Below are 13,639 nucleotides of genomic sequence, written 5' to 3' on the forward strand. Positions count from 1 at the left end.
TTTATATATGAATTAAGGACATTTTTTTAGATAAAATAAACTACAAAGATCATCAGAAATATATATGCGTTTTTTTCAGTTTGCAGGGATTCTTGGTTGTACGACAGCAGCTTTTATCTCCATAGCACCTATACAGGTAGAAGCTGCAACTTTTAAAGTGATATCTGGAGTCACCAGCATCGATCGCGATCATGAGGAGATTCTTAGTAGTATTGGGCTAACCTTGACAGGCACTAATCAGACAGTCCCACCAATTCCTAGCAATTACTTAGTTGGCTTTAACATCGACTCACTTACTAACTTCACATTCAGTGACGAGGGCGGTTTTACTCCGCTTTCAGGTACAATCGAGGATACTGGTACTGTTACATTCAACGATCAAATTACTGTTGGTGATTTTTCAATCGGTTTTGCTCCAGGACGTACTGTCACAGGTGCTAGCGGACTTGTTTTAAGAGACACATTTTCTTTAAATACAATTTTGTTTGATTTGAGCACTCCGGGACTTGTGGCATTTGATGGCCAAAATTTAACCATCCCTGATGTTCAATTATTGATTTCTCCAGAGTTTGCTGATATATTAGATGACCCTAAATTGTCCGGTTTGTTTGCTGGAACTGCACGAATTGATGCTCAAGTTGCTGCCGTCCCTGAAGCTGATAGTGTACTAGCAACTTTAGTAGCAGGTGCGGCTCTTTTAGCAGCTAGATTTTATACCCAAAAAATTAAATGCACTTGATATTTTGAAGCATAGCCAACCAAACGTTCGCTCTACAACCCAACCTTAATCCTTTTCAAATCTCGTTTCCAGCAAGAGGCTGAAAATGCTGCTCATTGGGCTGCTGCCGCAAGTCTTGAAGCAAAAGCCTCAACGACAGGCATTCTTAGTTAAAGACTAGGAAGGAGAGAACCCAATTATCAGGCAATACAGTTCAGAATGAGCAACAAAACCCTGATGTAGAGACGCGATTTATCGCGTCTTGAAAGACCAATTATTTACTTTGCTTGTAATTATTTCATTGAATGCGTGTTGCTAAAATTACTGAATTTTTTGCTGTCACGCGGATTTCTGTGGCAGCAATCCGAGGATCTTTGAGCCAAAATTCCCTGATTGGATCTGTGCGTCCATGCCATTCTGGTGGCCAGTATTCTTCGGGTGTGAGATCGTCTAGTAAGATAAAGCCTCCAAGCTTGAGAGCATTTATCAATGTCTGAGGTTCTGTGAGTTTTGCTTTTCCGCCATCGGCAAATAACAAATCAAAGGGGGCGTAGGTGAGTAAATCGCGCCAGTCACCTTGAAATGTGCAGACATTAGACTTATTTGCAAATAGCTGTTGCACAAGTTTGGCAAGCTGGCGATCGCTTTCAATAGTAATCAATGTACTATTTGGGTGTAATGCGCTCACAATCCACGCAGCACCAACCCCACACCCGCTACCAATCTCGCCAATTTGACCCTGTGTGATGTGGCTCGTGAGGACATGCAACAGGCGACCAACTTCTGGGAGTGAGGATTGGCTAAACTCAAGTTGTGCAGCTAGAGATTCGGCCTGTTGCACTAATGATGGACTAGAGGCGATAGGATAGGTTGTCATATCTATTTCTTGACCAAAACTTCTCGCAGAACCACTGCTAAATCCTGCAATGCACGTTCACCATCTCCCACAAACGTTGAACCATGCATTGTCGCCAGTGTACGCGGCTTGAGAGCTGCTAATTCTTGGAGAATGCGATCGCTATGTGTTGTATATGGTATGTAATTGGGAAAAGGACTTGCTTCATAATTGACGATTGTTTGACGGAAGCGTTCAATTACATCAGACTCAGTTATTGCTTCCACATTTCCAAACTGGTGGAAAAGGTCTGAGCAAAATAAGGTTTTATGACTAGTTTCCAAGAATAATCCTGCATCCCAACCGTGAGGAACTTGTGGTGTATGGTGAAACTGAAAACTATATTTACCAGTGTTTAAAACTTCAGTGTGTTGCATAATTTTGGATGGACGAATTGCAAAATCATCTACACTCACAAAGGCTGCTATGGGGCTACAAACTGTCTGAGCATTTGGCGCAATGGACAGCCATTCATTTAGCGATCCACATTCATCAGCTTCAAAATGGCTAAAGCTAATCCAGCGAATTTGTGATGGGTCAATAATCTTTGACACTGCATCATGCACTAGTGGAAACATCCCCTTTAGACCCGTATGAAATAATAATGGTTCTTCATCCTTCACTAAAAACTGGATGAATTGCATATCTATTTTTGGGTCATAGGTTGAGATGCGATAGATATCTGGGGCAATTTCGGTAATGCTAGTCATAGTTTTAAAACTCACACTGGCAATAATGAAACATGGGCTGAAACCACCTTCCATCCTTCGGTAAACCTGTACCAAGTCTGGCTTTGTCGCCCGAAACGCTCTATATCATTGATAATCCGGCGAAATTCTAAAGTCACTGTTGCTGCATCTTTCCCAAAGGTTACAACCTTGAAATTCGAGATTTCTCGCTCTATTTTTGGGTTTGGTCGAGAGGCGCGAAAGTTACGAATTTCATCGCTGCCATAGAGGTTTTCTGTAATGCCAAACCGCACTACTTCGGGCGCATCCCAAAACAAGCTATCCATCACCTCTAAATTGTTATTAGAAAGGGCTTCTTCATACTTGAGGTACAAATCAGTTACTTCAGCGATAACAGTAGGGTCATTTATAGTAGTCATTATTGTTACCAATTTTTGTTATTGTGGTTGATTATGCACTCTTTCAAATAGTCAGAGCTATTTTCTTTTAAGCTCCTTCAGCAGGTAGATTCAGACGAACTAGATCGCGAAAGGTGGAGATTTGCTGGATAAAGAAAAGTGAGCCTGCAATACAAATACTTGCACCAAGGATGACAGTATTGCTACTACCAATTTTACTTGCTAGTACGCCAGCTATTAAGTTGCCTATAGGTACTGCGCCTGTAGATGCCATAACGTAAAGACCTGTAATTTGCCCACGATCGCGATCGCTCACCAACAACTGAAGTAAAGTGCGTCCGGCAATTATCTGCAAAATAAAGCCGAAACCAGCCGCCAACAATGAGATCAGTGAAAGCCAGAACACGCGGGATAGGGAAAAGGCAATCAAGCTTACCCCCATAAAACCTATGCCCAATGCTAGAACTTTACCCGACTCCAGTACATTGCTATGCTTGGTTAAATAGATACCACCTGCTAAAGTTCCCAAACTGGAAGCTGTCATCAAAAAGCCAAAGGTGTTAGGGCCGCCCTGCAAAATCTCTTTGGCAAAAATCGGCCCCAAAGCTAAGTAAAATCCCCAGACGCAGCAGACTAAAGCTGAACCAATTAAGACTGATCGAATTGGCAAAAACCCAAAGGCATAATTAAAGCTAGCTTTCAATTCTTCTAAAGGTTTGCGTGTGGAAATAACAGCTTTTTTAGGGGCAAGGTTCATTGCAAGCAGGGCAATAATTACGGCAATGTAACTGATACTATCGAGTAGAAAACAAACCCCCGATCCCACCGTCGCAATTAACAAGCCTGCGATCGCAGGGCCAAGCATCACTGAAACGCTAACAAGGGAAGAGTATAAGGCAAAGGCATTACCAAGATTTTCCTTACTGACTGTTTCCGGTAGAAATGCCTGTCGGGTAGGAATATCGAAAGCGTTGATTATCCCTTGCAGCACACCAAGAAATGCAATCTGCCAGACGTTAATAGTACCGCTCAGAGCCAGCCATGTCAGAGCCAAAGATTGAAGCATCCCCATAATCTGGGCGAGAAGCAGAATGCGATGGCGGTTCGTGCGATCGGCGACGATTCCACCTAGAGGAATCAAAACAAGCGTGGGAATTTGGCTGGTAAAGCCCACTAGACCCAGCAACCAGGCGGAATCGGTGAGGCGATATACCAGCCAACTTGTAGCCACCTGAGTCATTGACGTACCAATCAGAGAAATTGCCTGACCTGTGTAGTACAGGCGAAAATTTCTGGAACTAAAAGCACGCAGCATGACCTGCGATTTTCTTGATGCTTCCATACATTACCCCTCAGTAGTTCCCAGTCTTTAACCGTGAATAAAAAAGTAGGCAGTCATGGTAAAGGCAACAATCATCACAAATTTCCGAATTAAGTGCGGTTCAAGTTGACGAGCATAATGAGCACTTAAATAACCACCCAGAGAACCACCTACTGCCATCAAAATAGCTTGATGCCAAGCAATCACACCTCCAAAAATAAATGGAACGATCGCAATACCATTGATACAACTCCCTAAAAATGTCTTAAAAGCATTTATTTTGTGAATACTTTTGATACCTAAAAATGTTAGACTTGCCAGCATTAAAATCCCTATACCTGCGCCAAAGAAACCGCCATAGATTGCGATCGCTAGTTGAGCCAGTATCAAATTTAACAATGGTACAGATTCTAGTGATGTATTCTGGTTTTGACGCTGCAACCACTTTTTGAACGGTTCGCCAAAGGTAAACACAACTGTTGCTAGCAGCAATAAATAGGGAATCAGCTTTTTAAAGATATCTGGCGATGTATATAACAAAGCTATCGAGCCAATTATTCCACCAACTAAACTGACACCACATAGAAGTAAAAAATCTCGCCGTTCGATGCCCAAATCTTGACGATATGCTCCAGCACTTGCGAGGGAAGCCACCCAAATCGCAGTATTATTGGTGGCGTTAGCTGCTATCGGCGGTACACCCGTAAAGATGAGAGTTGGAAACGTGATAAAGCTTCCACCACCCGCTACAGCGTTTAGCCCACCTGCAATGAAAGCGGTACTAAACAGAAGTAAGCTATGGAAAAGTGTTAAAGATGGTGGCATTATTTACGAATTATTAATTTGGAAATATCACTTGGAGAATGGGCAATCAAGTCAGCACCATGAGCTTTTAATTCTTCCTCAGTTCCATAACCATAGGTAACACCAATTGAGGCGATTTGATGGCGCTTGGCTCCAATGATGTCATGTGAGCGATCGCCTACCATCACCACAGTAGAGGGTAAAAGTTTTTCTGTTAATAAAATATGGTGAATTAAGTCACCTTTTATGCTCCGTGTGCCGTCAAGTTCGCTACCATAAACACCATCAAAAAGCAATGATAAGCCAAAATATTCAATAATCTGCGTAGCATAAATATATGGTTTAGAAGTCGCAACAAAAGTTTTATAACCAGCAAAACGAATGGCTTTTAGGACTTCTGAAATTTGGGGATAAAGGGAGTTTTCAAATAATCCAATTGTGGCAAAGCGACGACGGTAAAGTAAAATAGCCTGTTCAATCACTGTGCTATCTAAGGTATTGAGTAGTTGCGAAAAGCTATCTTTCAGTGGTGGGCCAATACACCAATTTAATTGATCAGCATTCGGTGGTTTGTAACCGAGTTCAGTGACCGCATACTGAATGCAACCAGTGATGCCAGGTTTAGGATCTGTCAAAGTCCCATCTAAATCAAAAAGAACAGCGTCAAAAAGCATATATTAATATCAAATTAGACATAAGTGATTGATATACAGCGTATTGCAAGTAAGTAAGGTACAAAATCCAGGACTGATTTACAGATATAGCAGTCCTAAATCATTTGTGAAAACTTCTCTTTAGTATTTGTGCAAACCCGTATGATTAATGCGATAGACCAAATAGTTCAACTAGAATCTAACTCCTTATTTTGAGCGATTTAATAAAGCCTTCTCCACTAAGTAACCCGATCCCCAATGTGACAACACCAATTCCGACGCTCTGAATTACGTTTAAAGTTTCGCTAATCGTTAACCATGCAACAAGCGCCGTCAATGCTGGACTGCTAGAGCCGATTATGGAAGCGGTAGAAGCGCCAACCATCCTAATCCCCACATTGTTTAAAGTGTGTCCGATAAAGCTGACAAGACCCGAAAATATGCTACCAATCCATAGGGGTGTCCAATCAAGTTGGGCGTTATTAGCTGGCCAAAAAAGTAAACTAACACCGGAAAGCAGTAAAGTGGAGGCAAAACTGATCCAGGTAAAGGGAACTGGATGGAATTTTTCTAAACATTTTTGAGCAATGATGCAATAAAAGGCATAAACGATCCCAGCGCCAAAACTAGCGAAAATACCGATTGCAATGGTATGACTGCTGTAAGTGGCAGAAGATTGGGGAATGGTTAAAGCGCTTCCCACCAGAATAATAGCCATTACCAGCCAACGGAACAATGTCGGGCGATCGCCAAAAAACCTCCATGACAGCAGCGCTGTAAATACGGGATAAGTGAAGAAGAGGGTCAAGGCAATACCTGTGGGAATCAAACCAATACCAATGTAGAGTGATGCAATATACACAAACATCAGCACCCCACAGCCAAGAGCTTGAATCAGAACATCTCTACGCTTGCGGGTGAACAAGTCTTGAAATTCTGTCCAAGCAGATGGATATAGCTTGAATGATAGAGATGCCATGAGTGGAACCACCAGCAGCATTCGCATGAACATCAGCAAGAAGGAATTCTGCAAATCCGGTTTAACGTATCCACCGACTAAAAATAAACCTAGTACGAGATGTTCTGAAAACAAAACTCGGACAGTAACGTTGTGAAACGTCAAAACAAAGGAGGATAGAAGAACCGTTAAGATGCCCAACACGATAAAAAGTTTCCTTAGAGACGACTTGATTGTATTGTTAAAACCACTGGAATAACAAACCAGATAAAGTTTAAGGAAATCAAAGCCGTCGCTTCAAAAACACTGCCAGTTGTTCAATCAAAACGATGCCAAGGAACCGACGCCCACAGGTTCAGGAGCAGTATTTGTGGTGAACTGGTTCACTGGACGAGGCAAACCGAGATTTTCACGCAGCGTTCGACCTTCATACTCAGTACGAAATATTCCTCGGCGTTGCAGTTCGGGAATTACCAAGTCTACGAATTCCTCTAAACCCCCAGGTAGCCAGGGCGGCATGATGTTAAATCCATCAGCCCCACCATTGACAAACCAATCTTCGAGTTGATCGGCAATGTGTTCTGGTGTTCCGAGAATCGTTCGATGTCCCCGCGCTCCTGCAATCCACAAATACAGTTGCCTAATTGTTAAATTCTCTCTGCGGGCAAGATCGGTGATCAGTTGCAAGCGGCTTTTGCCACCGTTGGTATCTGGCAGATCCGGCAGTGGCCCATCTAGGGGATACTTAGACAAATCATATCCACCCACTAACCCAGAAAGCAGCCCTAATCCAACCAAGGGATGAATCAACTCCTGAAGTTGCTCATATTTATCCTTAGCTTCCTGCTCAGTCTTACCAATTACCGGGAATACCCCTGGCATAATTTTCAGATGGTCAGGGGAACGTCCGTATTTAGCCAATCTCCCCTTGACGTTGGCGTAGAAGGCTTGAGCTTCTGCCAATGTCTGTTGTGCAGTGAAAATCGCCTCTGCTGTTTGGGCAGCTAAATCTTGTCCAGCCTCGGAAGATCCAGCTTGTACGATTACTGGATATCCCTGCGGTGGACGCGCCACATTGAGCGGACCGCGCACCGAGAAATATTTGCCCTTGTGGTGGGGAACATGCAACTTTTCTGCATCGAAGTAAATACCCGACTCCTTATTGTGGAGGAAAGCATCGTCTTCCCAACTGTCCCAGAGTTTGGTGACAACATCCACAAATTCCCTCGCCCGTTCATAGCGCAGCGAGTGTTCTAGGTGGTTTTCTTGGCTGAAATTCTGCGCTGCGGCTTCAGCAGCTGAGGTTACAAGATTCCATCCGGCACGACCACCGCTTAAATAATCTAGTGACGCAAATTTGCGGGCGAGATGAAAAGGCTCATCATAAGTTGTTGATGATGTTGCTACCAACCCAATATTTTCTGTCACCGCAGACAGAGCCGACAATAAGGTTAAAGGTTCAAAGTGGACGCTGAATTGTCCCGAACGACTAAAAGCCTCAGTCCCTTGCCCTCGATCCCAGATGGCTAAACCATCTGCGAGGAAAAGCATATCAAATTTGCCCCGTTCAGCCGTTTGTGCCAGCTGCTTATAATGTTGGAAGTTTAGACCTCCATCAGCCGGGGTGTTAGGATGTCGCCACGCTGCGACGTGATGACCACTACCGGGTAAAAATGCTCCGAGTTTAAGTTGTTTTTTTGTACTCATGATTCTATTTGTGAGGGCGTACTTATGCTTTTTTCGTTCTCTTGTTTGGAACAAGAAAATGTTAGTTATTAAGACTCTGGTCTTGTTGCTTGGATGGAGGGTAGTTTAGAGAATTCATCGTACCAATGAGCAAGTTTTGGATATTTCTGCCGCCATTGCAAATTGGGAAGACGGATGTCTAGTCCCAGTGCAGAGGCGAGGGTTATATGAGCAAGTTTTGGAGTTTGGTCGAGTTTATCTGATATCTTCTCGAAGTAGTCCAAAATTCTCAACGCCCGCTCACGCTCAAACTTGATCGCCCCAGGAGACTGCTCGCTGTGGGGACGCCTTAACTCCCTTACCCAGACAGCAATACCATCTATGAACCCACCAGTCATACCTTCAAGTTGCTGTAAAAAGCCATTAGAAATGTCAGCAACTAGTTTAATTTCAGGATTTAAGTGATTCAGATAGGCACAAATTATACGTGTTTCACTCAAAATAAATCCGTCATCAGTCGCTAGCGTTGGAACTTTACCTGTAGGGTTGTAATTCAATAGGTCGCTGTTTGGATCTCGTGCAATGACTTTTTGCGTTTCGATGCGATCGCACAGATTCAATTCTATTATTGCTACCCGTGCAATGCGTGCATAGGGTGAGTTAGGTGTATAGAAGAGTTTCATAAAAAAGTGCGATCATCATTAGATACTGAGTTCAGAATTCAGGAGTCATTAATCAGTGGAAGGTTAAGCCAGCAAAGGGGAGTGGGGAGATGAGGGGGAGCAGAGAAATCAGGGGAGTGGAGTTCAAAGACTCGTCAGCGAGTATTAAAGACTCGTCCGCGAGTATTAAAGACTCGTCCGCGAGTATCAAAGACTCGTCCGCGAGTATCAAAGACTCGTCCGCGAGTATCAAAGACTCGTCCGCGAGTATCAAAGACTCGTTCACGAGTATTAAAGACTCGTGAACGAGTATCAAAGACTCGTCCGCGAGTATCAAAGACTCGTTCACGAGTATCAAAGACTCATTCACGAGTATTAAAGACTCGTTCACGAGTATCAAAGACTCATCCGCTATTCCCCATGCCCAATGCCCAATGCCCAATGCCCCATCCCCAAGTATTACGCAGTCACTGCTTCACGTCGGTTGTACTCAGAAGCATCTCCCTTGATCGCCTCACTTTGTTTACCATCGATGCCAACTGGGAGGTCGCCGACAATTGTGACTCGTTGAACGTGGCGGGGCTGGTCGCCGTAATCTGCGATCGCATAATGTTGAGTAGCTCGGTTATCCCAAAAGGCTACGTCACCAACTTGCCAACGCCACCGGACTGTGTTTTCAGGACGAGTGATATATGCTTGCAACAGCCGCAGAATGTCATCTGATTCAGTTGTTGATAAGCCACGGAACTGGCGCACAAATCCGCCGATGAATAGTCCACGCTCTCCAGATTCGGGATGGATGCGTACAACTGGGTGCAGAGTCTCGTATACAGTCGAGGTGAAGACAGCCCGATAAGCCTTGGCATCTTCAGGTAGGTCGAATGCAGTTGCATAGTCGAATTTGTTGCTGTGTACCGCCCAAAGTTGGTCTGCGAAATTACGTAGATGAATAGGTAAATCTTGGTATGCAGTTACTGAGTTTGCCCAGATTGTGTCGCCACCAGTTGGCGGAATATCAAGCGCTCGTAAGATAGAACCAAGAGGAGGACGGTCTACAAATGTTACATCAGTATGCCAGCTATTGGCGCGGGAAGTGGTACGCCCATAATTCAGGTCTAAGATTTCTGGATTTTCTGGCAGCGATGGTACAGTTGGATGGGCTGTAGTGACTTCACCAAAACGACGAGCAAAGGCGACCTGTCCATCAGCATCGAGTTGTTGCTGACCACGGAAAAAGATGACTTTGTATTTAACTAGAGTCTTGCGAATATCACTGATGATGTCATCGCTGAGTTTAGAACTCAGATTAACGCCGATGATTTCAGCACCGATACGTCCTGCAACTGGTTTGATATCAAAGTATTGAGAACCCATGTTTTTATCTCCAAAAAGTTTATATTTTGACAAATTGTAGAGACGCGATTCATCGCGTCTGATAAATCGCGTCTCTACTAAACACCAGGGGTAGATCCGCCATCAACGATAATCTCTGTTCCTGTAATCGATGCAGCAAGATCGGACACCAAAAATAACGCCAGCGCCGCAATTTCTTCTGGCTGGGCAATTCTTTTTAAAGGAATGCTTTGGATATTTTGTGCCTTCACTTGCTCAACAGTAATCCCTTGCGCTTGGGCATTTTGCCGAGCTAAAGTTTCGGCACGCTCAGTAGCTGTAGCACCAGGGGAGATAGCGTTAATGCGAATCTTGTACTCGGCTAGCTCTTTAGAAATACCCTTTGTGAAGTTGAGCAAAGCAGCATTGCTTGTACCACCAGCTAAAAAGTTCGGACGAGGTGTCCGTCCTGCACCACCGACTATATTGACAATCCGCCCATCACCGCGACTTTTTTGATGAGGAACAACGGCTCTAACTAAGCGAATATAGCCCAATAATTTTAAGTTCCAAGCATCCAAAAATAAATCATCAGTGGATTCTAGGAAAGACCCAGCACGGGCTGATCCGGCATTATTAATCAAGATATCAATCTGATTAAATTGAGCTAATGTTGTGGAGACAACTTTCTCAACATCCTCTGCTTTCGTTAAATCAGCGCTGATGGCAATAACTTTCGCGCCTGGGGTGGGTAAAGACTGGATGTCAGCTACAGCCTGATCTAAGCGTTCTTGATTGCGGGCTGCGATCGCCACATTCACACCTTCACTATAAAGTGCTTTGGCAGTAGCTAATCCAATTCCCGCACTTCCTCCTGTAACGATCGCTGTTTTACCTGATAGTTTTAGTTCTAAGCTCATACAAACTTACCCTCAAAAATGTAAGTAATTTTAGTTGCGAACCAATAATATTGCTGATTGAGAGCCTGTATTTTGGATATCCAAGATGGCTTGATTTTCCCCAGAAGTACAGCCCAGAAGTATTTTGATTTCTGTATCCCGTTTTTCCAAGTCAACACTACAAATAACGGCGGTGACTTTTTTGCTAAATAAACTACCTATCCAGACATCAATATCAGCTCCATCTCCAGAGCGAGTGTTTTCCAAGTATCCATAGTCCAGCGGATAAACAAAGGATGGATAACGTGGATGTGATGTCCCTTTTGGGCGATCTATCTTGAGATTACTAATGGCTACAAGCCGATCTAGTTGGAACCAGAAGTCAGCACTATCCCTCATATAGCAAGCGAATTAAAGGTTAGGACATAATGACAAGCGTGGATGTTAGGAATAGTAATGTTTTACCTCCAGCAAAGCTGCCTTCTGCCTCCTGCTATACCATCTGCTATTGCTCAATTTGAAATGTGCAACACAGCTTTGCCAGGAAAACGCCTATCGAGTAGTTGTTGGGCCACGTCAGCTATTTGTGTCCAAGAAGCTTCTAAATCAATGTGAGGATGTAACTCACCTGCTTCTACTAGACTCAAAAGCCGTTTTAAACCGACTGCTGCTGATTCAAATCTCAATTCATCGAACAGACGTAAACCATACAGGCTGACGCTACCAGTTCCAAAAAACTGAGCCGCATTGAATGTCACTTCAGCTCCCCCAGATACTCCATACAGCACAGTTTTTCCATCCTGTGCCAGTAAGCCAAGGGCTATCCCCAAAGTCTTGCCACCTACTGACTCTACAATTAGATCGTAGGGCCCATACTCGCTGGCGGGTGAAAGGTCTTCGCCAATCACCACCGACTGCGCTCCTGCTTCTCTAACTAGAGTTTCATAGCCAGCTTGACGAATGTATGCCACAACATGCGCCCCTGACAGTTGCGCCAATTGGATAGCGAAGTAACCTACGCCTCCTGATGCACCTGTAACCAGAACTGTCCGACCCAAAAGTGAACCACCTTTTAAGACTGCATGGTATGCAGTTAAACCCGCTACAGGCAGTGTGGCGGCTTGAGCAAAAGATACCGATGACGGCACTACTGCTAAGGCGTTAGTAGGAACAGACACGAGTTCTGCCCAAGCACCGGCACGACGCAAGCCAACTACACGCGCCCCTTGGGGAGGCCCCGAACCATCGGCGGCGGGGATTTCTACTACACCTGCTAAGTCCCAACCGGGCTGCCAACCAGCCTCAGCAGTGGTTGAACGTTTTATCTCTCCCCGATTGAGAGAAATTGCCGCTACCCGCACTAGAGCTTCATCTGGGGCAGGCTTTGGTGCAGTCACTTCACTCAGTACCAAACGCCCCGACACATTGGGATCAACAATCACAGCACGTATTTTGCTCATAAGGTTGCCCTGGCTTAGAGATTAATTTCTAGTTCGTTGGTTTGCAATGTTATACCTGCAATAAGTAATCTCGATAGATTAGCTATTTATTCTTAACTTCAAATCCTTGCAACTAGGTTAACAAAATTTATAAACAACGGCATCTTGATAAGCTTACAGTATTTTATGGTTTGTAAAAAGAAAGCTATCACAGACAGCCAGAAGAATCAAGCACCTTGTGAATAAATTCGCTATTGAGACTTCTTGCACTGTAGTCAAGCCGAGTGGCTTTCGTATCGTTCGCCGTTCTTTTTATAATTTTATGACTTACGCATTGACGCAAAATACAAAAGACCTGCCTTGAAAATAGGGACTGGGGAAGGTGGGGCCCCTGAAGGGGATAAGGGGATGGTGGGGCCCCTGAAGGGGATAAGGGGATGGTGGGGCCCCTGAAGGGGATAAGGGGTAATGGGGACTGGGGATTGGGAAAGAGGTATTTTCATTGTTCCTTGTGAGCGCCGCTCATGGAGTCTCTTGCAAAATTATTTTCTGGTATGATAGAAAATTTTGACTGAAACTGACTCGGCTGATGCAATACCAACAAACAAAGCGACTATCGAATCGAGAATTCAAGCGTTTATTCGGAGTACAACGACGCACATTTGATGAAATGGTCAAGCTACTAGCAGAGGCTGTAAGTGACAGACAAACACGGGGTTGTTCTAAAAAGCTGTGTCTGGAAGACCAAGCATTGGTTTGTTTAATTTATTGGCGTGAATTCGGATCTGGTTACAAAAATAGCTGTTGGTCTTAAACACATGACCAACAGCTATAGAATTAAATTTCTCTAAGAAAATGAATTGATGGCATAATCAAGATAGGAATTCACTACATTAGCAGATTCACCTGTGAGACCGTGATTCTGTTTGATAGATTCATAGAAAGTGACAAACCAGCTATTGGGATAACCCAATGAGTTATTCATCTCCTTTATACCTGGAATAATTTGATCTAGAGGCTCTACACTACCTTGGCGACAGCTTTCAATGATAGGTGCAATGTAGTAGTTTAAGTCTCGCAAACAAGCTGCAACCTGGCGTTGATCGTTTTCATGCGGTGGGTTATTACCAAAAATTGCCAGGTAGCCATTTCTGACTAATTGATTGCGTTGACTTGTCAATGCAT

At 44.0% G+C, this 13,639-nt stretch carries 16 protein-coding genes; 2 read left to right on the top strand and 14 right to left on the bottom strand.

The window, feature by feature from the left end; translation table 11 throughout:
- Positions 1–64 precede the first annotated feature (64 nt).
- Positions 65–739: a hypothetical protein gene (locus RMY63_RS06200; protein WP_322727863.1), complete on the top strand. Its 675-nt coding sequence runs from the start codon at positions 65–67 to the stop codon at positions 737–739.
- 277 nt (positions 740–1,016) lie between these two features.
- Here RMY63_RS06200 and RMY63_RS06205 read toward each other — a convergent pair whose 3' ends face one another.
- The 13 genes from RMY63_RS06205 to RMY63_RS06265 all read right to left on the bottom strand — a co-directional run bounded on the left by RMY63_RS06205 (position 1,017) and on the right by RMY63_RS06265 (position 12,475).
- Positions 1,017–1,595 carry an O-methyltransferase gene (locus tag RMY63_RS06205; RefSeq protein ID WP_322727864.1) on the bottom strand — a complete coding sequence of 193 codons (579 nt, stop codon included), beginning with the start codon at positions 1,593–1,595 and terminating at the stop codon, positions 1,017–1,019.
- Positions 1,596–1,597: 2 nt separating this feature from the next.
- Positions 1,598–2,323, bottom strand: coding sequence for a hypothetical protein (locus RMY63_RS06210; protein WP_322727865.1), 726 nt, complete (start codon positions 2,321–2,323; stop codon positions 1,598–1,600).
- An 11-nt stretch (positions 2,324–2,334) separates the two neighbouring features.
- Complete coding sequence (hpxZ, locus tag RMY63_RS06215) at positions 2,335–2,721, bottom strand: oxalurate catabolism protein HpxZ (protein WP_322727866.1); 387 nt, start codon at positions 2,719–2,721, stop codon at positions 2,335–2,337.
- A 67-nt stretch (positions 2,722–2,788) separates the two neighbouring features.
- A complete protein-coding gene (locus RMY63_RS06220; protein WP_322727867.1) occupies positions 2,789–4,042 on the bottom strand; it encodes an MFS transporter in 1,254 nt (417 codons plus the stop codon).
- A 27-nt stretch (positions 4,043–4,069) separates the two neighbouring features.
- Positions 4,070–4,846 (bottom strand): sulfite exporter TauE/SafE family protein, encoded by a 777-nt coding sequence (locus RMY63_RS06225; RefSeq protein WP_322727868.1) that lies wholly within the window; start codon positions 4,844–4,846, stop codon positions 4,070–4,072.
- On the bottom strand, positions 4,846–5,499 hold the full coding sequence (locus RMY63_RS06230) for an HAD family hydrolase (RefSeq protein WP_322727869.1): 654 nt from the start codon (positions 5,497–5,499) through the stop codon (positions 4,846–4,848). The genes RMY63_RS06225 and RMY63_RS06230 overlap by 1 nt, the downstream gene beginning before the upstream one ends.
- 178 nt (positions 5,500–5,677) lie before the next feature.
- Positions 5,678–6,640, bottom strand: a complete 963-nt coding sequence (locus RMY63_RS06235) for a DMT family transporter (RefSeq protein ID WP_322727870.1) — start codon at positions 6,638–6,640, stop codon at positions 5,678–5,680.
- A gap of 117 nt (positions 6,641–6,757) precedes the next feature.
- A complete protein-coding gene (locus RMY63_RS06240; protein ID WP_322727871.1) occupies positions 6,758–8,143 on the bottom strand; it encodes an LLM class flavin-dependent oxidoreductase in 1,386 nt (461 codons plus the stop codon).
- Between the two features lie 68 nt (positions 8,144–8,211).
- Positions 8,212–8,805: a glutathione S-transferase family protein gene (locus tag RMY63_RS06245; protein ID WP_322727872.1), complete on the bottom strand. Its 594-nt coding sequence runs from the start codon at positions 8,803–8,805 to the stop codon at positions 8,212–8,214.
- A gap of 438 nt (positions 8,806–9,243) precedes the next feature.
- Positions 9,244–10,158, bottom strand: coding sequence for a TauD/TfdA family dioxygenase (locus tag RMY63_RS06250; protein ID WP_322727873.1), 915 nt, complete (start codon positions 10,156–10,158; stop codon positions 9,244–9,246).
- A gap of 77 nt (positions 10,159–10,235) precedes the next feature.
- A complete protein-coding gene (locus RMY63_RS06255) occupies positions 10,236–11,036 on the bottom strand; it encodes an SDR family oxidoreductase (protein WP_322649148.1) in 801 nt (266 codons plus the stop codon).
- Positions 11,037–11,066: 30 nt separating this feature from the next.
- Positions 11,067–11,414 carry a hypothetical protein gene (locus RMY63_RS06260; protein ID WP_322727874.1) on the bottom strand — a complete coding sequence of 116 codons (348 nt, stop codon included), beginning with the start codon at positions 11,412–11,414 and terminating at the stop codon, positions 11,067–11,069.
- 113 nt (positions 11,415–11,527) lie between these two features.
- Positions 11,528–12,475 (bottom strand): zinc-binding dehydrogenase, encoded by a 948-nt coding sequence (locus RMY63_RS06265; protein WP_322727875.1) that lies wholly within the window; start codon positions 12,473–12,475, stop codon positions 11,528–11,530.
- A 568-nt stretch (positions 12,476–13,043) separates the two neighbouring features.
- Between RMY63_RS06265 and RMY63_RS06270 the strand changes: the two genes are divergently transcribed.
- A complete protein-coding gene (locus tag RMY63_RS06270) occupies positions 13,044–13,268 on the top strand; it encodes a hypothetical protein (RefSeq protein ID WP_322727876.1) in 225 nt (74 codons plus the stop codon).
- Between the two features lie 33 nt (positions 13,269–13,301).
- On the opposite strand, the gene RMY63_RS06275 is transcribed toward RMY63_RS06270, so the two are convergent.
- Entirely contained in the window at positions 13,302–13,634 is a 333-nt protein-coding gene (locus tag RMY63_RS06275) for a hypothetical protein (RefSeq protein WP_322727877.1), read from the bottom strand.
- Positions 13,635–13,639: the final 5 nt, after the last annotated feature.

It is taken from the genome of Nostoc sp. ChiQUE01b (assembly GCF_034531255.1).
GTDB lineage: Bacteria > Cyanobacteriota > Cyanobacteriia > Cyanobacteriales > Nostocaceae > Nostoc.

What these genes read in the sequence shown, in the direction of transcription:
- hpxZ (WP_322727866.1), bottom strand. Translation starts at nt 2,721, where the DNA reads ATGACTACTATAAATGACCCTACTGTTATCGCTGAAGTAACTGATTTG.
- RMY63_RS06260 (WP_322727874.1), bottom strand. Translation starts at nt 11,414, where the DNA reads ATGAGGGATAGTGCTGACTTCTGGTTCCAACTAGATCGGCTTGTAGCC.
- RMY63_RS06220 (WP_322727867.1), bottom strand. Translation starts at nt 4,042, where the DNA reads ATGGAAGCATCAAGAAAATCGCAGGTCATGCTGCGTGCTTTTAGTTCC.
- RMY63_RS06265 (WP_322727875.1), bottom strand. Translation starts at nt 12,475, where the DNA reads ATGAGCAAAATACGTGCTGTGATTGTTGATCCCAATGTGTCGGGGCGT.
- RMY63_RS06270 (WP_322727876.1), top strand. Translation starts at nt 13,044, where the DNA reads ATGCAATACCAACAAACAAAGCGACTATCGAATCGAGAATTCAAGCGT.
- RMY63_RS06200 (WP_322727863.1), top strand. Translation starts at nt 65, where the DNA reads ATGCGTTTTTTTCAGTTTGCAGGGATTCTTGGTTGTACGACAGCAGCT.
- RMY63_RS06240 (WP_322727871.1), bottom strand. Translation starts at nt 8,143, where the DNA reads ATGAGTACAAAAAAACAACTTAAACTCGGAGCATTTTTACCCGGTAGT.
- RMY63_RS06205 (WP_322727864.1), bottom strand. Translation starts at nt 1,595, where the DNA reads ATGACAACCTATCCTATCGCCTCTAGTCCATCATTAGTGCAACAGGCC.
- RMY63_RS06210 (WP_322727865.1), bottom strand. Translation starts at nt 2,323, where the DNA reads ATGACTAGCATTACCGAAATTGCCCCAGATATCTATCGCATCTCAACC.
- RMY63_RS06245 (WP_322727872.1), bottom strand. Translation starts at nt 8,805, where the DNA reads ATGAAACTCTTCTATACACCTAACTCACCCTATGCACGCATTGCACGG.
- RMY63_RS06230 (WP_322727869.1), bottom strand. Translation starts at nt 5,499, where the DNA reads ATGCTTTTTGACGCTGTTCTTTTTGATTTAGATGGGACTTTGACAGAT.
- RMY63_RS06225 (WP_322727868.1), bottom strand. Translation starts at nt 4,846, where the DNA reads ATGCCACCATCTTTAACACTTTTCCATAGCTTACTTCTGTTTAGTACC.
- RMY63_RS06250 (WP_322727873.1), bottom strand. Translation starts at nt 10,158, where the DNA reads ATGGGTTCTCAATACTTTGATATCAAACCAGTTGCAGGACGTATCGGT.
- RMY63_RS06255 (WP_322649148.1), bottom strand. Translation starts at nt 11,036, where the DNA reads ATGAGCTTAGAACTAAAACTATCAGGTAAAACAGCGATCGTTACAGGA.